Here is a 22,245-nt window from a genome sequence, read left to right on the forward strand (position 1 = left end):
GAACGCAAACGCCCGGATTAATACACAACTCCCGGGGTGTGTTTCCATTTTCGATGCTGCCACATCCATTGCTCGGGATGCTGCCGGATTGCTTCTTCAAGAAGGTCAACATAGCGTTGGGTAAGCTGGATTGCGCCCTCTGGAGTGTTGGGCAGATCGCTGTGGTGAAGTTCCCGTAGCCGCGCCAGATAGCTGCCATCCGGCTGGCGAACGGCAAACCCGATGATGACTTTGGGGCGGAACCGAAGCGCAAGGCGTGCCGGGGTTGAGAAGGTCCACGTGGGGATGCCAAACATGGTGGTTGGATGGTCGTTCGGGGTGGCCGATTGGTCGGCAAGCAGCGCAACCACGCCGCCATTGTTTAGCAAGCGTGCCGCTTCCAATGCCCCGCGTTCGTAGGGGATCACTCGGTTGCCCCGCGCGGTTCGGGTTCGGTTGGTCTCCCCCGCATCGTTCTGCTGTTTTACAATGATGTTGAACGGCGTGCCAGCCATTGCGGCTGTCCCAAACGCCAGCAGCTCCCAATTCCCGAGGTGTGCCGACAGCAGCAGCGCGCCGTTGCTTGCCCCGTCCGGCGTTAGCAATTCAAGGTTCTCCACTTTCAGGATGCGACGCAGCTTGGATTCGGGAAGGTGGCGCAGGGGCAGCAGCTCCAGCAGTGTGGTAAGAGTGCTGTGGAAGGAACGCCGTGCAAGCCGTTGCCGATTGGCCTCGGTGAGTTGCGGGAACGCAAGCCGCAGGTTCGTCAAGGTGGCTTCGCGGCGCAGGCCGGCATGGTAGAAGCACCAAGCAAGCGGGCGGGCAAGGTGGCGCACTGCCCCAAACGGCACAACGCGCCCAATGCCGCCGAACAGAAATCGCCACAACAACTTCATCCTGCCAGCCTATCCTTTTATCGGCGTTTTACCGGTTGTCCCGCAGCGTGCCGCTGTTGGGGTTGCCGTGGTGCATCTCGGCATAATCTTTCAGCCAGTCATCGTTGCGCGGCTCGCCGGGCGCGGTGGAGTGCACAAGGTTGAAGGCCTCGGTTTGGCTGCGATCCACAAACACAAACTGATAGTTGAGGTTTTGGTAAATCCAGATTTGGTACGGCTTCAGGTTGAACTCATTCAAATGGCGTTCGATGTTATCGGGCTTGCCATATTTCAGCAGCACGCGCCCGCGGTCGCTATCCCATCCGTTGGGGGCCATTGAGTACGCGTAGGCCGTGGCCGCACGTAACCGCTCGAAGTATTCATCCTGGAACTCGTTGGCGGGCGTGCCGATTGTCTGGTCCCGCTTCAGCCAGAACTGCGTCAGGAATCTTCCCTTTGCTTCGGCACCTTGCAGTTCGCCCCAGATTCTGGCCTCTGGCTCGGTGGCGATTGGCCGCACTTTCTTGAATTCCGTCTCCAACTCACTCTCTTTCAATCCAGCAAAAATTGGATCCAGCAAATCGGCTTGCAGCAGGACGCTTCCTTGCTGCTGGGCCATTGCAAAATCTTTATCGGGGTTGCGGATGGTGATGGGGATCACCACTTGCGAGCTATCGGTGGCGGAGCTGATGTAGCCATTGAAGGCCGTCACCATCAAGTAATATTCGCCGCTGGGGAGCTCATCCACCACCATGGTATGAAGCTCCACAATCGCGCCGGAGCTGGCGCGCTGGCGTTTCACCTCCTCCTGCTTCACCTTCCGCCCTGCCGTGTCGGCAATGCTGTAGCGGATGAAGAACTCGCTGGTGGGGACGCGGTCGGCCCGGTACAACTCCACGTAGCTGTTGACCACAAGGAAGGGGGCAGCAATCACTGTGGAGATATTCGGGCGGATCAAGAGTCCGTTTTTATAGAAAGGGTTATCGGTGGCCTCACTTGGTTCAAGCTCGGTGGTGATTTGGATATCGCTGGCTTGCAGGGCGGTCCCATTGAACGCCCGCACCTTCATGGTGAAACTTTGCGAGTCGGCAGCACCGCCGGAAGCCATGTCGCGGTAGAGGATCTGTGCGGAATAGACCCCGGGCTTGATTGCCAGCCGTTGGATTCCCATCAGCACCCGCCCGGTGTTGGAGATTGTCAGTTCGCTGATCCAGTCGGTGCTTGCCACCACAACGCCCTGGAAGTTGCGCAGCCTTAAGCGTTGGTATAACCGCCCTGTTTCGTTTGGCTTCCCCAGCAATCCGCGCTCGCTAAATTGGCTGGTGAACTCCACCAGCGTCAGCGAATCGTTGTAGGCAAAGTTGCTGTAGGTGTACAGGTAGTTCATTGGGCCGGGGGTGTCGGCAGCGGCGGCGGCCGATACGCAGACCAGCGTGGCGATTGCAAGCAAAAGGATTCGATTCATGGTTTCCATCGTTATTTCCCGGCACTATTTCCCGTCGTGATTTCCTGTTGTGATCCCCTGGCGTGATTGCCCGGCGTGATCGCCAAAAGTATGAAACCTGCAGAAGTCCCCGACAGGATTGTAGAAAGGATATGGGGCGAACAGAAAACGGGCCTTGCCAAAGCGTGTGCGAGTGCCGTGTGGGGCATCACGCACCTTTGACGAGGCCCGTTGATGGTGTTCGCGCCGAACAGCTGGTTCGGCAGCGGACTTTTACTGGAACCGCACCGAAGCGGTGATGGTATTAATCAGCCCCAACGTGCTGTGGGGGCGGACCCCGTAATCAATCTGACCCAGGAACGAGCCCGACTCATACTTCAGCCCAACTCCGCCGCTGACGTTGTACACATCGGGGGAGCCAAGCAGCATTCCAATCCGCGCAGCAAGGAAGTTATTCCACACATACTCGGCACCGATGGAGACGTGCTCCGAGGCGGATGAGCTGGTGTTAAACTCCAACGCGGCCAACAGCGAGTTCATCTCATCTCCCTCAAGAATATCGGAGGAGATGCCGGCACGGAAGGTCAGCGGAAGCGACGCTTCAAGAGCCTCAAGCTGAATGTCTGGATTTTGGTTTCCGGTAGTTGGGTCCACTTGCCCACGCGAGGTTAGCTGCGAGCCAGTGTATTTGAACGGAGCCGAAAGGTTTTGCACACTGAAGCCCAAGCGAAGCCCTAACAGGCCCGGCTTGTACATGGTGCCAACATCCATGGCAAGGCCCGAAGCCGAGACGTTCGCGATCCCCAAGTTCACCAGCTTCCCGGTGACGCCAAAGGAGAACTGGTCGGTAAGTTGGCCGGCGAAGCTAAGGCCAAGCGCAAGGTCCGTGGCACTGTAACGCCCGCCAGTTCCTTCTTGTTGGAACAGCGTGGTTTCCTCGATGTCGCCACTGCTGTAGGCGTTGGCGCTGATGCCCCCTTTGTAGTTGGTTCCCAGCGGAAACGTCACGCCAGCAAAGTTGTGGGTGGTCCCGGCGAACAGCGAACCGAAGCTGTAGGTGGCGCTGGCCCCCTGCGAAAGGGTGATGCCTGCGGGATTCCAGTAGAGTGCCGAAGGATCATCGGAGACACCGGTGAAGCCCCCGCCCATTCCGATGGCACGTGCGCCAACCGGCAGGGTGAGCATCACCCCCGTTCCGGCACCGATTTTTGAGAACTCTGGTGCGGGTGTCAGACCGGTGTTATCCTGTGCAACGGCAGTGCTGGCAAATACGCCGCCAGCAAGTGCCGCAAGGATGCAGAATCTGTATGCCTGTTTCATAGTTGATAAATTCCTCTGGTTGAATGCTTGCTGCTGCGGCAATGCAGCCTGCAAGCAGGTGTTGATTGATGCCACATCGCAACATCTGGCAGGAAGGTTGGGGAAGGTGGTTCCTTCCCCAACCGTTGCCATTATCACTGTTGGTGCTTAGTTGCCAACAATCCGGAACCCGCCAACAACCACCGAGAACTTCTTGATCGTCTCGGCACCGTTTGGCGTTGTGATGCGGGCAATCAGCAGCTGCGACTGCACTTGGCGGTTGCCATTGCTGACAAGATCCCAAGCGTTCACCGCCACTTTGCCGCTAGAGTCGCTGGCTTTGTGGTTGATCGTTTGCAGCAACTCACCTGCCGATGTGTAGATCTCAATCTTGCACTCTTCTGGCAAGTGCGTGAAGTACAGCTGCCGATCGCTGTTAGCACGTTGGCCGATGTGGGAGATCAGATACGGGTTGGGAACCACTTTGATCTTCTCTAGCATATCGTCGGTGTACTGGTCCAGCGCCGGTGCGACGCTTGGAACAGCAACCAACACTTTGGCTCCTGGCTGGGGCAATCCAATCGCCCCGCCGGTAAAGTCAACGGTGAACTTATCGCCAACCTTGAAGTCGGTTGTGGGTTGATCCTGCGGAACAAGCTGCTTCAGCGTTGCGTTCAACTGTGCAATGGAGTTCCCCATGCCCGCAGCATCCAACACGATTTCCGCACCGTTGACCATCAGCACCTGACCGAAGGTTATCACGTGGGTCTCGCTTCCCCCTTCCTGAGTGAAAGTCACTGGCCCGACGTAGTAGCGGCTCCCCTCGGTCATTGGGACGTTCCCTGTCGAGAAGTTCAGACGGCGGGTTTGCGACACACGCTGATCCAGCGCTACACCACCAACATCAATCCAACCAAAGGTTGTTAGCCCATACTTCCCTACCTGTAGCGTTGCTGCATTGAAGTTCAAAGCAGTGTCAAGGTAGATACTCATGTTTGGATCCGGCTGGAACTCGTAGTTGTATTGGATAGCCTCGGATTTCTTGGCTCCGGTTTCATCAATCAACTCACGATCGTAGCTGGCAACGTTCTTCACCCGAAGGTTCAGATATGGGACATCGGCGGCAAAGGTTTTTCCCGCCTTCGTGTAGGTCAGCCGTTCGGTACCGCCCGGCACAAACTCTACTTCCAGTTTGATCTGCCCAATGTTTGGCAATGGGGAGTAGGTGTTCACGGCTCGGCCCGCGCTATCGGTGTAGAAGGTATTCCCCAAGTATTGCTTGCGTGCAACGATGTTCACGTTTGGCCCTGGCGTGGTAATCGTGGCTGGCCGCAAGGTGCTTGCGGTGTCGCCAAATCGGCCAAACCGTAGCGAGTCGCCAAACTGGATGAAGGTGTAGTCGAAGGCAAGGCCAAACGTTCCGGCATAGATGCCAACCGTTCCGTAGTGCGGACGTTGGGCGCTTGGGATATGCGTGGCATTGAAGACCGATTTCACATTCCTCTTATCGTAAAACTCGATGTGGTCGAACACACCGTTGTTGACGAAGATCGAGTCGTGCCGCGTAACGAACGTGGTGTCAAGGTTCGGGCGTGCGCTATCGGCGCGGTCGCTGAAGTTCCGGTCGTAATCAAGATAGAACTGCTGCACCACGTTGCCAGTGCGCTTGCTGCGAACGGTCACCTCGGTGGCATACCAGAGGTTATAGAACAAGGCTTTCCGTAGGTCTGTTGGTTGGAACTCGAACTCCAACGTATCGCCACCAAACAGCTGGCCAAGCCGTTGTTCATCGTAGGTAAGGAACCGCACATTGCGGATACCGGCCAAGCCGTTCGATGAGACCACCACCGGAGTGGTTAATGGCCCGGCTGCCGGGGCTTCCGGCGTTGTGCGAACCTCGTTGATCCCGTCAATCCCGGTGTTGAGCTTCGATGGCGTTCCCTCCAGCGTGCTTCCTTCGTCGAAGGCCAACACGCGGTAGTAGTAGTCGGTGTTGTTGACCAAGCGTTCGTTATCGTTGAGTTTCTCCTGGTTGGAGATCACTTGGCCGTCGCCGTTGTCATCACCCACATCAATGAAGGTTTTGCCATTGGTCAGGCTGTCCATAACCTCCTGAATGGCATTGCGAACGATATCGCGGATTGCCTTATTGCGGAAGCGATCTCCCCACACTGCTTGATTTCCCCACTCGGTGTTATTGAACAATGTTGAGTCATCGTTCTTGTCGTCGTAGGGATCAAACCTGAGATGGTAGGTCATCAGTGTGTCGAACGGGCGATTCGTCTGAATCAGCGAATCGGGGAACCCTGGACGGCGCAAAGTGTCCACACGGTTGATGATCGTGCGGGTGGCACCGATTCGGCGCCCATCAAGGACCAAGTTCCCTTGGGTTGTATCAACGTCCATTAACATTGGCAACCGCCACCATGGTCCCAGCCCAGCAAGGCTTGTCTCCCCTTGCAGGTGAGTGCGGATCCATACCGAGTTCCGAATGGCACTGTCGGGCAACAACGGAAGCTCAATGCGCCCAATCGTTTTCCATCCCAAATTCCATCCGGTGATGGAGTCGCTGGTGGTTGGTGAGTAGTTCTCCACTGGCTTACGGGTCCGCTGAATCACATATCCAGCGAAATCAAGGCCGCGCTCCAACAAGTCAAGCGAAACCTCCGACCCGTTATCCCACGACAGCTTCACCCCTTCGTTCAATGGAGTCCATTGAACGTTGCATGGCTCGGGCGGACGTGGTGCGCGGAAGTTGTTGTCGTACACATATTGAGCGAAGGTATCCAACTCAATCAACCGCTTCATGTTGTCCCACGCGCCGGTGGCACCAACGATTGTTTTTGTTGGCTGCTGTGGGTCGTAGCCGTAGGCGCAAAGGATGGCGCAAACCACGCGTGCCGTGTCACCCGGGCGCATATTGAACACGCCGGTGGACATCAAGAAGCGTTTATCGCCGCCGCCGTTATCAACGTCGCGTTGAACACGCGCCATAAAATCGTACCGTTCTTCCGGTGTTTTGGGGTCAATATCAATAATCCAGTTCCGGAAGGTGCGCAGGCCAAGTTGCTCGTGTTGTTCGTAGGCGCGTTTGTCCTTGCGGATAAAGTTTTGGCCATCTACGGCTGGGCTTTCCAGGAAGTCCATGCCGACATATCCAAAGACTTTGCTCCCTTCGCCCGTGGTCTCGGACCACTGCACGCCCAGATTGAGCGTGTCATCAGCTTTGTTGGGAATGGCAATGGAGGTGTGGTCGTTGGCGGGCGCGCCAAGGTCCATATCCATGGCCGGGGCCATCACGCAGTCGAACAGAGTATCGCTTGACCGATTGATGATATCATACTTCAGGAAGATGAAGTCCTTATACTGACCGAAGCCCCACGAGTAAATCGTCTGCTCAACTTGAATGCCAAGGGGATACCCCTGACGCTGAGCCAACCCTTTACCGATTTCGTAGCGGCCTAAGTCGGTATCCTTATACGTGGAGAAGATATCTTCCTGTGAAATGACTGCAGGGCCTTTGCTGTAGGTTGCTCGGTTCCGCTGTGTAAGGTCATCAACGTAGTAGCCGAAGTACCGGTTTACCTTTAGGGTATCCGCCGGATTGGTATCCCACAGTGGCCAGCTGGGTCCGCCGGTAAGGCGGTCGCGCTTGTCGGATGGTTCGCCAGTAAAGTTGTCGTAATCACTGGAGAAGTAGATGCGATTTTTGGAAACCCCTGCTTGGGTTTCATCAATCGTTGACTGGTTAAGCGGATAGGTAACGCGCCCCGGAACCATCCACGAGGCTCCAGAGTTTGGGTTGTAGCTAATAATGGCCATCTTGCGAAGAGTATCGCCAACGCGCTTTAACGCGCCGAACCAAATACCGCCACCAAAGATGTAGGCGTTGCCCGATCCACGAGGCCAAATGCCACCGGCACGGCTGCCGGTAACGTTCAAGCCAAAGATTCCATAGTTCGAGCTTACGAACTCAACGTTGGAAATCTTGTTCTTGATAATCTCAAACGCACTTGAAGGGATGCGTTGAATCTCTGGACCATCGTTCCCCTTCTCCGTTTTCTCCCCCTGCTGCTGCTGGCCATCCTTTGTTTTGCCGATAGCCTGCTGCGTGGGTGCCCCAAGGAACAACCCCAACAGCAGCACCAGCCACCAGCCTGTTATTGTTCGTAGTTTCATTAGTGTATCCTGGTATATCGTGTGTGTCTGGCTTTAGAACGTCAGGCGAACCCCAACGGCAATTGTGCGCGGTGCTGCGTAATTATTACGGAAGCTCTGAACGGTAGAGACCAGCCGCTGATACCCCTCATACTTCTCCAACTGCGTCACGACACCGTCAAGGTTCGTGTCGCCGTACGGGTTGTACAGGCGTTGGCCGTAGCGGTCGTATTGGTTTGCCGAGAAGGTTTCCGGGCGGGCTGGGTCAATATCACGGAAGAAGGTAAACGCCGTGAAGTCGCCCAACTGGCGGTTCAAGGATGTTCCGTTGTTATCGGGGCTGCCGGTTGTGGCGTAGTAGCTAACGGCTGCGGTATTGTTCAGCACGTTGAAGATGTCAGCAAAGAAGCTGATTTCCGAACTACCAAAGCCTTCACCAAACCAATCGCCCAACTTGAAGCCTTTCTCGATATGGATATCGGTGTTAAAGCTGGATGGGTAACGCTCGCTGTTGAACTGCCCAAGCTGCTCCCCCTTGGTGTTGGTGCGGGTGTATGGAAGCCCCGAACCAAAGACCGTGGTAAACTGGATGTAAGCATTCTCCAACGGATAGATGCCGCCAATGGATGGCCCAGCATCGTTCCCCCAGTTTGCCGTCAGCTGCACGTTCAGCTTGTGGGTCTGGTCGTAGCTTAGCGGGAACTCGAACAACGGGGCTTTACGCTGCTGGCCAGTGTATGGATCCACGCTTTGCTGTATGCCGTAGTTTGATCCAGGATTAGATGCAGTTCCTACTGCCTTTTGCAACGTGTAGTTCAACGAGAACGACAGGTTGTCAACCAAATTGCCACCAGCCTGAAGCTCCACACCACGGACGTTCCCATATTCCTGAACGGTATAAAGGAAGTACGGCGAAGGAACTGCCGGGACATACGTCACCCCGGTTTGGTTATAGATGTCGCGATAGAATGCCGAGATGTCAATGGTGTAGTTTCCATCAATCTGCGCGGTGTATCCCATCTCATAGTTGAACACCTTCTGGGGGTCAATGTCAGGATTTCCGAAGATCTGATTGCCGCGGATAGCATCGCCGTAGGCGTTGTCGTACAGCAAATTGAAGTCCGGCATCTTGAACATCATTGCGAAGTTGACGCGGAACTGCGAAGCGTCGGTGATCGGATAGCTAACGCCAACGCGTGGGCTAACCTGGAACTTCATGCTGGCATCGCCAACGGAGTCCAACGAGGCGATGACATCGCCAGGCGTGCCACGGCGCGGAGGGGCCGATTGCGTGTTCGGGTTCATAAAGTCGAACCGAACACCAGGGGTTAGCACAATGGATTTGTAGCTAAACTGAGTGCTGAGATAGAAAGAACCTTTCCACGGGTTGTACGGGTTTTTCAGGTAATCAGCAATCCGGCCCGTGGTGTCTTTTGAGGATAGCAACGGACTTTCGTACCCGTAGATGTCGAAGAACGGGTTTTGGTCGTACGGATTCTGGTTGCTGTAGCGGCGCAGCGTGTAGTAGCTGAAATCACCGCCAACTTTTACAAGCGTGCGGACATCGCTAAGATCAACGAACGTTTCGTACTTCCCCGTAAAGGTGAAGGTGTTCGACTCGCGCTGCTCGATGCCACCATCGGCCCCGTGAACTGGGAAGTTTCCGTCAGCAAGCCCGTACGGATTACGGCTTGCCCCTGGTGCTTCCTCACCCTCATAGAAGCCTGTGATGCTGTTGCGGCGGAAGCTGCTGAACGACTCCGGGTTGAACGGATTCAGGATGATCTCTTGCGAAGGAAGCTCGTAATCATCAATTGCGTTATTCCGATCGGCATCCACAGGGTCAGGAATATCAAACGATGAGAAGAAGCCGTAGGACTTCGTCTCATCCTTGCGGCCAAACCGATATTTGTTCAGCACGTATGCACCGGTCACTTCAAGGAAGGATGCTTCATCCAAGGTGTGGAAGTACCGTGCCAGCACGCGGTTGATAATCGTGTTCTCATCGCCCGACTGCCAATCCCCTTCCACCAATGCTGTGTTCGTATCGAACCGCGCCACCCCGTTGGAGGAATCACGGAAGAACACAGGGTTGTCGGTTTTGTAATAGCTGCCCCAGTCCCCGCCCTCACGAGTTGTCAACCCAGTTTCCCCACCAAGCTCAAGGAAGATTGAGTTTGAGAGGTTGTACTTCAGCTTGGTGTTGAAGTTGTAGATCCGGGCTGACTGATTTGGCAGGTGGCCTAAATCCGTTGGGGAAAGTGCTTTCCCTTTGCCCCATAGCTGCTCGGCAATTGCGCGGCGGCTATTGGCATACTCCGGCGTCATGTCGAACACCTTGTAGTTAGCACCGGTAAAATCTACCGGCTGGTACGCACCGGTGATGAAGAACGTCAGGCCGTCCGTAATCGGTCCGCCGAACGCCACATCGAATAACTGCCGCCCCGACCCGTTCACCTCCAACCCAGGAAGCGTGGTGTCTTGGACCGTGCCAGCTTTTTTGACGGTGATCGCATCGCTCATTCCATACAATGCTGGAACCTGAGTGCGGAAGCGGATGCTCCCCTCGTAACGGTCGTTACGCCCGGACTTCGTCACCGAGTTGACAACACCCGATAAGATGTCGCCATACTGAGCGTCGAAGCTGGAGGCGATAACCTGCACTTCCTGCACCGCAAGCGCGGAAACGGTGGGGTAATACCGGGCACTGGTGGAACCGAACCCGCCGGTAAACGGGTCGCCAACGCTGACCCCGTCAACACGGACCGAGGTCTCGCTTGCGCGCCCGCCACGGATGCCAAAGCCGTTCTGCCCAGTGGTGTTTACCGAGCTTGTTAGGGCAACGGCATCAATCACCGAGGTCCGCGACCCCTTGGCCAGCGCATCGCCATCCACTTTGCGAACGGTTCCGGTTTGCTCCGGGACGATGACATCTTTTTTGGCACTAACGGTGATCTCCTTGCCAACCACAGCTTTCGTGGTCAGCGTCACCTTCATTTCGGTGACTTGATCCACCGAAATGCGGACGGATCGTTTGAATGGCTGATAGCCGACACCGGTCACGGTGATCTCGTAATCACCGGCGCGGATGCCGTTAATCAGGAATTTTCCGTCCGGTTTGGAGATACCTCCTTGGTTGGTTCCGCCAACGCGGATGGTCGCGCCTGCGACCGCTTTGCCGTCGTCGTCCGTTACCTTCCCCGAAAGGGTGCCCGTGATTTGGGCAAGCAGGGTGGCCGGAGCAAGGACAAGGCATGCTGCTAAACAGAGTAGCCTGCGGTTCATTCAATCACTCCTGTCAAAATGGATTGATGATGTGTATTGCTGAGAGTGTTAGGATTCAGTTGCCTGTGGGCGCGGATTGCGCCTTCCATGAGATGCTGTTGGATTCGCACGATCTGCCCGTTGGGAACACCCCAATAAGGCGTGCGTCAAAGTTGTCAAGATGCTGAACGGCGGCAACGCCGAATGGCACGACGAGGCAGGGAAGTAACCCAGAACGGCCAATGCCTCGCTCGGAATGGCAGGGCCGAATATAGCCCCATGCCTTGCTAACCACAAAACAAGATTTCAAGTTCTCATCATTCTCCACGTGCCCCCCGTTTTTTGCTTGTTTTCCCCAATCTCTTCCCTCAACTGAACAACGTAACCGCCACCACCGTGAAAGTTACTCACGGGGGAAGGAGGTCTTCCCCCGCGAGTTTACTTCCCTTTCACCTCTCTCTTGCTCTATCAATGCCCCATGCAGCGGGTGCGTGCTTTTTCGCCAGGCATCGTAAACTCCGATTCGTCACGGGGTGAGGATCGGCTTTCCCCCTCCTTAAAACTTCACGGCGAACCCAACCGCCACGGTGCGCGGCTGCTGGTAGTTGGCACGCAGGCTTTGGGCGGTGGCCACGTACCGCTGGTAGCCTTCGTACCGCTCCTGCTGGGTGACAACTCCATCAAGATTCACATCGGCATAAGGGTTGTACAGGCGGTGGCCAAAGCGGTCGTACTGGTTTGCGTCGAACGTCTCGGGGCGGGCCGGATCACTATCCTTGTGGTATGGGGTGGCAACAAAATCGCCAATCCGCAGGTCCAGTGTCCGCCCGTCGGCATCGGCGTTGCCGCTGATGGAGAAAAGCGATCCCCCAACGTTCCGGCTAATCGCCACCCCGCTGGCGGCGGTAAGGTTCAGCAGGTTGTTGATGTCGGCAAACAAGCGCAACTCCATCTCCCCAAACGACTCGCCAAACAGGTCGGCCAACCGGAACGTCCGCTCGATATGGGCATCGGTGTTGAACCGCGAGGGGAATCGCCGTGCGTTCATTTCGCTAAGCTGCACCCCCCGCGACGACTCCAGCGTGTACGGAATCCCCGTGGCAAAGCTGGCCCCCAAACTGATGGTTGTCCCCTCCAACGGCAATATCCCACCGATTGATGGCCCCTCCCCCTTCCGCCACACAAACGCCACGTTCAGGTTCGCTTTGTGGGCCACGTCAAAACTTAATGGATACTCCGTAAGGGGTGCGGTCCTTGCTTGGCCGGTGTACGGGTCCGGCGCGCCAACCACTGTGGAGTAGTTTGCCGCAGGGCTTGAGGCCGTTCCCACCGCCTTCTGCGCAGTGTAGTTTACCTCACCCCGGAAATTGCTGCTCAGCTGCCGCCGAATCGTGACCTCCACCCCGCGAACGTTCCCGAACTCGTTGACATCGTAGATCAGATACGGGCTGGGAAGCGCGGGAACATACCGCACCCCGCTCTGGTTGAAGATGTCGCGGTAGTAGGCTGTCAGGTCAATGGAGTAATCGTCGCCAATCACGGATTGGTACCCCATCTCATAGTTGATCTGCCGCTCCGACCGGATGTCGGGATTGCCGAACAACTGGTTCCCACGCTGCGCATCGCCATAGGCGTTGTCGTACAGCAGATTGAACTCCGGGCGGCGGAACAGCATGGCGAAGTTTACACGAAACTGCGACCGCTCGGTGATCGGGTAGGCAATGCCGATGCGCGGGCTAACCTGGAACTTCATGGCCGCATCCCCCTGCTGGTCCAGCGACCGCAGAACCTCACGGAACGTGCTCCGCTCCGCTGGTGCCGAATAGGTCCCAGGGTTGAACACCTCGAACCGCACCCCAGGCTGCACCACAATGGACTTATAACGGAAGCTGGTCCCCAGATACAAAGCAAGCTCCCACGGGTGATATGGGCTGGCAAAAAACTCGTTCAGCTTTCCGGTGGTGTCCTTGAAGGTGAAGTAATTACTGCTGATTCCGTACACATCGAAGAACGGGTTTTGATCCCAGGGAGCGAGTTGCTGTGGCGGCGCAACGTGTAGCGGGCCGCGTCAACCCCGGCCTTAACCTCCGCGCCAATCTCCCCAATCGTGAACATCCCTTCGTAGGCGGCGTTCAAGGCCATTTTGGTGGAGGCCCGGTACTCATATCCACCGCTGTTTCCGTGCACCGGAAATATCCCGCTGTTCATTCCGTACGGGTTCATGCTTGCCCCGCCCGACTCCGGCCCTTCATACAACCCCGTTAGCGGGTTCCGCAGGTACGGTGATGCTTGCACAGCAGTGTTCGGGTTGGGGCGGTGATCCTGCTGCGGAAGATCGTAGCGGTCAAGAATCACATCCCCGTTGGCATCGCTTGGGCGGTAGATGTGGAACGCATCAAGCATCCCGTAGCTGCGCGACTCATCCTTTTCCCCCAACTCATACTCACGATCCACCACCGTAAGGTTCAAACGGAGCAGCGAAAGGGAGTCAAGGAAATGAACCAGCTTCACGTTGCCACGCCGTAGCAGGATATTCTCGTTCGTCTGCTGCGCGTCCCGTTCCAGCACGCTGAACAGGGTGTCGCTTTCGCCGGTTGTTTTCACGAACAGAGGGTGGTCGAACTGATAGATATTCCCCCACGCCCCATGCTCCGCGCTGGTCCAGCCAATCTCGCCGCCAAACTCTATCGAAGTCATTGGCGTAAGATTCGCCTTGAACCGCGCCGTGACATCGCGGATCATTGCTTGCTGGTGCGGAAGCTGCCCCAAGTTTGTTGGGTTCACCTGCTGGCCCCACACCTGGCGCGCAAGCCCAGCACGCGCCGCCGCATATTCCGCCGACATATCGTTCACCTTGTAGCTTGGCGAAGTGTTCTTGATTCCTTCATACTTGCCGGAGATGAAGAAGGTCATGCCGTTCCAACCGGGCATTGGGCCGCCAACACCAAACTCATACGTGCTTCGCCCCGACCCCTGCAACTGTGCTGCCGGAAGCGTGGTGTCGGTTGTGGTTCCGGCTTTCTTCACCGTCAAGGGATCGCTCCATCCGTACAGCCATGGAACGGCGGTGCGGAACCGTGCAACCGCCTCGTAGCGGTCGTTCCGCCCGGTGCGGGTGACAAGGTTGAAGCCCGGCCCATCCAGATCATACTCGGCACCGAAGCCACTTTTCAGAAGATCAAGCTGGGCGTAGGCAACCGAAGCCGGGGTTGGCGCAAGCGCGAAGGAGGTCCCCGCGCCACCGGTGAATTCATCGCTGACGTTGGCCCCATCAATCAGGAAAGCACTTTCCTGAGGCCGCCCGCCATGGATTGATGGCCCGTTCCCGGTGGAGATCACCCCAGCAAGCCCGTCAAGAAGTCCCCCAACCCCTTGCGTTGGCCGGTCCTGGATAAGCTCGGCCGGAAGAATCTCCCGGTTGATGGGGTCGCCGCGAAAAATGGGTGTGGCGTTCGTCCGTTCGGTCACGATAATCGGCCCCCTGGACCACATGCTCAGCTGAATCTGCAAGGTGATTGTCCGGTCCACAAGGACCTCCACCGCCGTGGTGTCCGGAACCGAGCCACTTCTTGTGGTCACAAGGGTGTATTGCCCGGGGTCAATGTTGATGATTCTAAACTCGCCAGATTGATTTGCGACGGCCCCATATCTGGAGCCAAGCAGGCGGATGTTTGCACCGGTGGCCGGCGCGCCCTCTTCTTCAAAAACCTTCCCTTGAATTGTTCCGGTAGATTGTGCGGTAAGTGCGATGGGAGCCAATAGCAGCAATGCCCCAACGCCCGCAAGAATGTTCCTCATATCGAGAACTCCTGTCGTTAAGCGTTCGAAGTGCAGACCGTTGTTGATGCTCCCCTGGGGACGAGACAATCTAACCAGCAGGTGGCGGGAAGGTTACTTGCGCAACGTTGCTTGCGAAAGGTTGCTTGCGAACCGCAGAGAAAAGGTTGGTGGGAATTGCTTGAAACTGAGGTGACCCCAGCGCCGGTGATGAAACAGGCCGCAAGGGAAGCGATGGAGCTTCGGCTTACCGCTGAATCACTATCCGCTTCGACTGGTGGTACTGGCCCGCCTCGATGGTGTAAAAGTAGGCTCCATCGGGAAGGTCCGAAAGGTCAAGAAGAAGGCTGTACTGGCCGCCACGCAGTTCTTGCTGCAACGGCATCAGCACTTGGCGGCCTTGCGCGTCGAACAGGCGGATGGTGGTGCGGGCATCCTCAAGCTGCTGGAAGCCAATCGTGACAATGCCGTTGGCCGGGTTCGGCACGGGGTCGTTCAGGGCGTTGTGGTGCTTCCCAAGCCCGATGCTGGTTAGCACGCAGCGGCTGCCAATCTGGACCACTGCCGAATCGGCGCAGATGGTTGGGACCAACAGCGGGACAGTGCTTGCGGCGGAATCAATCTTCACCACGGCATCGCCATTCCCCCCGGCCAACGCCAAAAACTTCAGCCGCGCAACCGGCGTGGGAACCGCCGTTGCCCCCTGAAGCCGCAGCTGCAACCGGCCACTTCCATCGGCAACGGCTTGCAGCCCGGCGGGCAAGGCTTGAAGAAATTGGAGCATCGTCACCGGATAGCGAACCTGCCATTCAAGATCGGTTGGGGAGGAGAGTTGCAAGGATTTCAGCGATTGCAGAACAACCTCCACCGTATCCCCCGCAATCGCTCGGGTCCGCCCGCCGATGCAGAATTGGACCTGATCCCCCAACTCTATCCCAACCCCCAACAGGCTTACCGGAACGGAGTCGCGGCAGGGATTGCTGAGCATTGCCAGCGGGGTGATTTGGTAGCTGCCAGGTGCGTCGGGGGCAAACTCCAACTCCATCACCACGGAATCCCCGGGCTGCAACATTCGCGGCAGCGGCGGTTGTGCCGAAACCACACGGAACGCCCCCGGCAACCCGCCCAGCGAATCCAGTTGCAGCGGAAGCTCGGTGGTGTTGGTCAGCGTCAGCGTTGCGCGCGCGGCGGTGCGGACCGGAACCGCGCCAAAATCCCCCCCCGATGCGGCAAGCGTTGGCGCAACAATCCGCGCCGACACATCCAGCAGAAGCGTGTCGTTGCACGGCGCAAGCACCACCGCAAACTGCGCGGCAGCGTCGCCAGGGGCCGCGGGGGTGAACTGAATTGGCAGCGTGATGGAGTCGCCGGAAGGAATGGCCATGCCGATGCTTGCCGGGCTTGCCGAAAACGCAGTATCCCCCGCAACCCGAACCACTGCCACAACACGCGCCGGCGTTGGGCTGTTCCCCCGGTTCCGCACAATGGCGGGGATGGTAAACGTGCCAGGAATCGCGCAGCGGAGCAGCGGCCCAAGCGCGACCTTGCTTTGGGCAAACGACAAGATGAACCCCGTTTTTACGCCGCGAACCTGCACCACAATCGGCGTGCTGCATCCATCCACGTAGTAGCGCAGGCTGTCAACGTTTTCCCCGGTTTTCTGCGGCGTAAATCGGACCGTGACTTGCCGCGTTCCCCCCGCCGGAATATCGAACGGAAGGAAGGGCCGCAGATGCGCCAGCCCAAGCGTTGTCCCAACCGAATCAACCCGAACAACCCCAAGCGAGTTGTTGACAAACGTGATGACGGTATCAATGAACGACGTGCATTGCAGCAGTGACCCCATATCCACCTGCGCCGGCGCGGCGGACAGCTGCAGGTCCACCCGATTGGCCACCACCACCAGCCGCAGCGTGTCGGCACATCCATCGGCATCGAAAGGGATTGCAAGGGTTAGAAGATTGCTGCCGGAAGCAACCGAGCGGTAACGAATCCGCAGCGGAAGATCGCCCCCGGGCAAAACCGAGACCGGGAAATTTGCGGGATCAACAATGCTGAACTGTGGATTGCTCAGCGTTGGGTTTGCGGCAACCAGCATCCCGGCTGCAAGGCTTCGCAGCGTCACAAGGGTATCGCGCAGAACGGTGTCGCCAGCGCAGGCGGCAAAGGTGGGGATCCGAATCGTATCGGCGGGGGCACGCAGCCCGCCACGCCCAAGCCGTTTCCCGCGAAGCTCAACCGTTGCCGAAACGCCGCACGGTCCGCCAAGCAGTTGCAAGATTTCCGTGGCATCGCTGGTCCCGGCGTTTGGCCGGAACCGCAGCCGCAGCGTGACGCTCCCCGCCGGAGGAATCGTCAGCGGTGGCGGGTTCAAAATCTGGAACTCCACCAATGCCGAGGCCGAGGCAATCGTGATTGGCGTGGTCCCATCGTTGAACAGGGTGATGGAGGTGTCGGACTGCGTGCCGCAAAAACTGACCTGCGGAAACTCCACCACCGAAGGGACCGAACGGAGCCGGACGGTATCGGCCACCCCTTCAATCGGGATTCGCAGCGTGCCGCCACACTCGGCCAACTGCACCAGCACGGTGTCGCGGAAGGTCCCGCTTGTGGTGGGGTTGAACCGCACCCGCAGCAGTGGCAGCAACTGCTCCAGCTCCTTCAATGATTTTGGGAACGTTGGCTTGTTCAGCAGTGAATACTCCGTTCCGGCAAGAAGCTCTATGCCGGTGATTCGTACGCTGCCGCTGCCGTTGTTGAAGATGGTGATGGAGGTGTCGGCCCCGCCAGCGCGGCACGGAAGCACCACGCGGAAGCCAAGCGAAGCCGGAAGCGCCGCAACCCCAGGGGCCGAGCGGACAGCGGTGAACGGAATCCGGAGCGGGTTCCCCTGGACCGAGTCGGTGGTGAACACCAGCAGTGTGTCGTGGAACGTGTTCTGCTGCGATGCCGATTCGAACTGCACGATATACCGCAGCGAATCTTTTGGCCTGATAGTGTCCGGCGGATTCCGAACCACCCCGGCAACCGGGAAATTGCCAATCCGCACCAGCGCGAACGTTGGGTTTGGCTGGCTGCTTACTTTGAAGATATTTCGGTCAATCACCAAATCGCTTTCCCCGGAATTGTAGATGAAGAAGGTATCCAGCCGGGAGGTCTCGCAGCGGAGCGTATCCATCGAGCGGGGAAGCTGGGCAATGGCGTGCGGGCGGCGCTGGAACCCGTAGCGAAGCAGGAAGGCATCGGTTGCTTGGCTTGTGCCGTCGTTCAGCGTGCGGTCCAGCGCAAAGCGGGTGACGGGGAAATTTGCGGATTGAGTGGTCCCGGTAATCAACAAATCGCCGTAGCGGTTCAGGTGGCTGACCCGTGCCGGGGAATCATCGCGAGCGCCCCCGGCAACAACGGCATGGCGGATGGTGCTTCCATCGGAACTAAGCTGCACCATCGCAATCTCCTTCCCCCCACGGAACTGCTGCGCCGGCGCGTCCGCCGAAATCGGGAACGGGTTTCCAGGAAGGTTATCGGTGGTTCCGGCAAGGAACGTGTTCCGCTGCTCATCCACTTGGATTGTTGCCGGAACGCCAGCATCGTTCGGGCCGATGTAGCGGCTCCACGCAATCTTCCCCGTAAGCGTATCCAGCCGCGTAACGAACCACGCGCCGGAGGGGGTTGGGATGGTGGTGGGATAATCGCCCGAGACCGTCACCCCGGTGATGTACGGGGCCTGCAGGCTGTCAAGGGCGATCGCCGTTGCGTGGTCCTGGTTGCTTCCGCCAAGAAAGGTTCCGTACAGGAGTTTGGTTCCGGTGAAATCAATCCTTGCCAGGAAGGCATCGTGGCCCCCGGCCAACGCCTGGGCAACAGCGTTCGCCGATGTTGGGAAATTATCCGAAGAGGTCCATCCCGTAATCCACACCGCACCGCCAGGCTCGGCCACAATTCCGGTGGCGCGTTCGTCCCCGCTTCCCCCCACGTAGGTGCTGTACATCAGCGATGCTCCGTTCGCGTTCATCTTCCCCACAATCGCATCCTCCCCCCCTTGCTGCGTGGTGGAAAGGCTGCCAAACGTGACGGGGAAATCGTTGGAGGAGGTCCACCCTGCGAAATAGATATTCCCGGCTCCGTCAAGCCGAATATCCTCCACTCGCTCATTCAGCTTCCCCCCCACGTAGGTGATAAAATTGAGCGCGTTGCCGCGTGGGGAAAGGGAGAGGATAAACCCATCCATCCCGCCACCGCGAACGGTTTGCAACGCCCCTGGCGTGAAGAAATTATCGGAGGTGGTTGCCCCCGCCACAATGGCATCGCCACGGCGGGTTAGGCGGATTGCCGTTGGTTCGTCGTCGCCGCGCCCGCCGATGTAGGTTCCGTAGATCAGCGTGCTTCCGGTTGGGTCCAGCTTTGCGATGAAGATGTCTGGCGCAAGCGTTATCGGGTCGCTGATCGTTCGGCGGATTGCCCCGGCAGTGGTGGGGAAATCTTGCGAACGGGTGCTTCCGGCCACCACGATGTTCCCCAGCGTATCCACCGCAACCCCGCGCCCTTGCTCGACCCCGGCCCCGCCGATGTAGCTGCTGAACTTCACCGACGGGTCAATAATCAGCGGCTGCGTGGGGTCGTACGTGCCAAGCCGGAATCCCACGCCCCCATCTTCCAACACAAACCGCGCGGCAACGTAGCGGCGCGTGCCGTTGGGAAGCTGCTGCCAGCAGACCGGGGCCGCCTCGCGCAGTTCGCCAACGGAGGTGCCCACCACCAACGCGCCATCGGCAGCGATGCGGAGGTTTTCGGCACCGTCGTAGAAGTAGCGGAGCTTGGCCGGCAACGCCCCGGGCTGAAGGATCAGATCATATTTCAACTCCCCTTGCGCGGCTTGGTAGAATCGGCCAGAGATACCCGGGGCAATGGCGGAGTAGTGGACTTCGGCGAACGCTGGGACACTGGTGAATGGCGCGGCTGTGGTGAAAAAATTCCAACGCCCGGGAAGCAGCCTGTGGCCGGAAGCAACGCCCGCCGCGCCAACAAACCGCTGCCGAAGGATGTGGCGATCGCCGCGATGGTTGGCCAAATCGTACACCACTTCGCGATCGGCAAACCAGACGCGTTGCCCGGGCTTATCCAGCAGGAACCGCACCGCACCATCCCACTGCCCCCGGTTGGCGATGAACGCCATCCCCCCGGCTTTTTCCCCCGTGAGTTTGCTCCGCTGCTCGGTCCCGATTCCCCCCCCTTTCCCATCCCCTTGCGCCGCTGCTCCATATGCCACCATGCAAAGCAGCAACAGCCGCCACGCACGGAAGAAGCGAAGATGATGGAGCAGGATCATGAGCCACTTTTGTTTGTTGGAGTTCGGATTTCGATCATCACCGTTCGGCAATGGGAGCGGCCTTCGGGAGTGTTGTAGGGGAAGCGTTCCCGCTCGCCGCAGGCCCCTTCATCCACCGTGACGCGGACCCCTTCCGGGGCAAGGGAGCGGAAGACTTTTGCGACCTCGTTAGCACGCTCGATCGCAAGCTGGCGGTTGTGGCCATCCTCCCCCAGCGAATCGGTATGGCCCGTCAGGCGAACGATTGCCCCGCTTTCTGTTTGCTCGATAATTGCCTTCAGCAACGCCATGTCGCTTCGGCTGATGGTTGGGCTGTCGAAGTTGAACAGAAGGAGGGAGTAGTTCTCAATGGTCGTGTCGTCCTGGGGCGTGTCGCTCAGGGCGTTGTAGGCCACGTCAATCTGGCGCAGCGGGGTTGCGGCGGCGGCCCCGGTGCTGTCGGTAACACGAAGCGCGTATTGAAGTTGCATCGGCAGCGAAGGGAGTTCGCCGCGGTCGTTGCGCCATTCCCACACGATCGAGTCGGGCATGCGGCGCGCGCCTCCGGCAAACGATTTCCACCGGCTTGATTGTTCCAGCACATCAAGGCTCCATCTGGCCAATCCGGCTTCGGCCACCACCCGGGGGTAGAAGGTGATGGAGGGTGGGGTGGCAATCCGTTGGATATGCCGCCGGATCACCGGGCCGGTGATGTTCAGGTCGTTGCTGGTGATCTCCACACGGGCGTTCTCTTCGGCCCCTTCCGCCATTGCTTCGCTTGCAGGGTTCTGCGGCATTCCCCCGCCAGCAACTTTGATTCTGCGGGATGGAATCCGCCAGACATCTACCAAATAGCGTTTGACGCTTTCCGCCCGCCGCTGGCCAAGCCGTGGCTGGTTTTCGTGCCCGTTGCGGTGGCCGGTGATTGTCAAGGTGGCATCGGGGGTGCGGCGCATCCTCATGCCGATCACGTTGAGCATCTGATAGTACACGTCCAGGGCCGAACCAATCAACTGCGCGTTCCCGAATCCCTCAATCGCCTGGGCCTCCAACTGGCGGTATCGCTGCGGGATAACGTCGCTTCCTTCGGCAAAGAAAATCTGGTTCAGCAACGGCAATGTTTCAATGGAGTCTTGCTCCTCGATCCTTACCTGAACGGTATCCGGGTGGGTGCGGATTGTTGCTGCCAACACCGGCGGCGGAGGCGGAGGTGGCGGCACTGCCGGGGTATCGGGTGGCGGCGGCGGAGGTGGCGGCTGGGCAGGGAAGCCAAAACGCAACGCCCCACCAACAGCAAGCTGAAGGCTTCGCCACGTTTGCGGCCCCACCAACGAGGTCAGGGAGTAGCGTGCGGAAAGCTCCGGTTCCAGCCATGAATTCTCCCCAATCGGGAACCCATATCCAATCCCCCCCGACAGATACGCAGCAAGCCCGGCTGCGGGAAATATCACCCCTTCCTGAATGCGCTGCTCGCGCCGCCCGGCAAGCAGCAGATTGGGCGGGGTGATGGCGCGCTGGCTGTAGCGGTAGTTCTCGCTGAAGGCCCGTTGCACCCCCACCCCAACATGGCCGCGCAACGAACCGGCAAGCTGGCCAACGGCGGAAAGGGAAATGGTTCCATCCAGCCGCGTTGCCGAAAGGACGTTATCAATCATGGCGCGGATCAGCTGGCCGTCGGTTCCCCGAATCGGGCCGGCGTCGAACGTGTGGGTGAAGTTGCCGGAAAGGGCCGCAACCCCAAGCCGCAGCTGCAACAGTGGGGACCACTCCGCAAGCTGAAGCTCAAGCAGCGCGCCGCCAACGATTGCGGTTCCGTTGCCATTGGCAAACTGTGCGCAATCGGCATAATCGGGGATTGCTAACTCACCGTTGTGCCATGCCGACCCAATCCCCCCAAACAATCCAAACGATTGGAAGAGTTTTGCTGGAGGATTGCCCGCCCCTTCTTGCGGCACGGCACGGCCATGCGGAACCAGCAGCAGCGCAACCACCAGCGCGGCAACGGCAAGCAAGCGATATGGGGAATGGACGTTCACTGTGTTCGGGAAAGCCCTGTTTTTGGGGTTGGTTCCGTTGGAGTTTTTCTTCTACGATCGCCAAAAGTTTGTTTGGATACGGGATCGCTGTTTTTGTGATGGCGGATG

Annotated in this window: 9 protein-coding genes; all 9 read right to left on the reverse strand. The window is 58.2% G+C overall.

Translation table 11 applies throughout. The features are described from left to right. Positions 1 to 17 precede the first annotated feature (17 nt). The gene (locus IPM61_02815) at positions 18 to 875 is read right to left on the reverse strand and encodes a lysophospholipid acyltransferase family protein (GenBank protein ID MBK8910237.1); all 858 of its coding nucleotides are present in this window, start codon (positions 873 to 875) and stop codon (positions 18 to 20) included. Positions 876 to 903: 28 nt separating this feature from the next. After that, positions 904 to 2,319, reverse strand: a complete 1,416-nt coding sequence (locus tag IPM61_02820) for a GWxTD domain-containing protein (GenBank protein ID MBK8910238.1) — start codon at positions 2,317 to 2,319, stop codon at positions 904 to 906. Positions 2,320 to 2,571: 252 nt separating this feature from the next. Then, the gene (locus IPM61_02825; GenBank protein ID MBK8910239.1) at positions 2,572 to 3,618 is read right to left on the reverse strand and encodes a PorV/PorQ family protein; all 1,047 of its coding nucleotides are present in this window, start codon (positions 3,616 to 3,618) and stop codon (positions 2,572 to 2,574) included. Positions 3,619 to 3,765: 147 nt separating this feature from the next. After that, positions 3,766 to 7,776 (reverse strand): hypothetical protein, encoded by a 4,011-nt coding sequence (locus tag IPM61_02830; protein MBK8910240.1) that lies wholly within the window; start codon positions 7,774 to 7,776, stop codon positions 3,766 to 3,768. Positions 7,777 to 7,809: 33 nt separating this feature from the next. Continuing rightward, positions 7,810 to 11,040: a TonB-dependent receptor gene (locus IPM61_02835; GenBank protein ID MBK8910241.1), complete on the reverse strand. Its 3,231-nt coding sequence runs from the start codon at positions 11,038 to 11,040 to the stop codon at positions 7,810 to 7,812. A 535-nt stretch (positions 11,041 to 11,575) separates the two neighbouring features. Further along, the gene (locus IPM61_02840) at positions 11,576 to 13,021 is read right to left on the reverse strand and encodes a TonB-dependent receptor (protein ID MBK8910242.1); all 1,446 of its coding nucleotides are present in this window, start codon (positions 13,019 to 13,021) and stop codon (positions 11,576 to 11,578) included. After that, the gene (locus IPM61_02845; GenBank protein ID MBK8910243.1) at positions 12,967 to 14,817 is read right to left on the reverse strand and encodes a carboxypeptidase regulatory-like domain-containing protein; all 1,851 of its coding nucleotides are present in this window, start codon (positions 14,815 to 14,817) and stop codon (positions 12,967 to 12,969) included. Before IPM61_02845 ends, IPM61_02840 begins: the two co-directional genes overlap by 55 nt. 226 nt (positions 14,818 to 15,043) lie before the next feature. Next, entirely contained in the window at positions 15,044 to 20,122 is a 5,079-nt protein-coding gene (locus IPM61_02850; protein MBK8910244.1) for a choice-of-anchor D domain-containing protein, read from the reverse strand. Beyond that, a complete protein-coding gene (locus IPM61_02855) occupies positions 20,119 to 22,137 on the reverse strand; it encodes an OmpA family protein (GenBank protein MBK8910245.1) in 2,019 nt (672 codons plus the stop codon). Before IPM61_02855 ends, IPM61_02850 begins: the two co-directional genes overlap by 4 nt. Positions 22,138 to 22,245: the final 108 nt, after the last annotated feature.

It is taken from the genome of Chlorobiota bacterium, from assembly GCA_016710285.1.
GTDB lineage: Bacteria > Bacteroidota > Ignavibacteria > OLB7 > OLB7 > OLB7.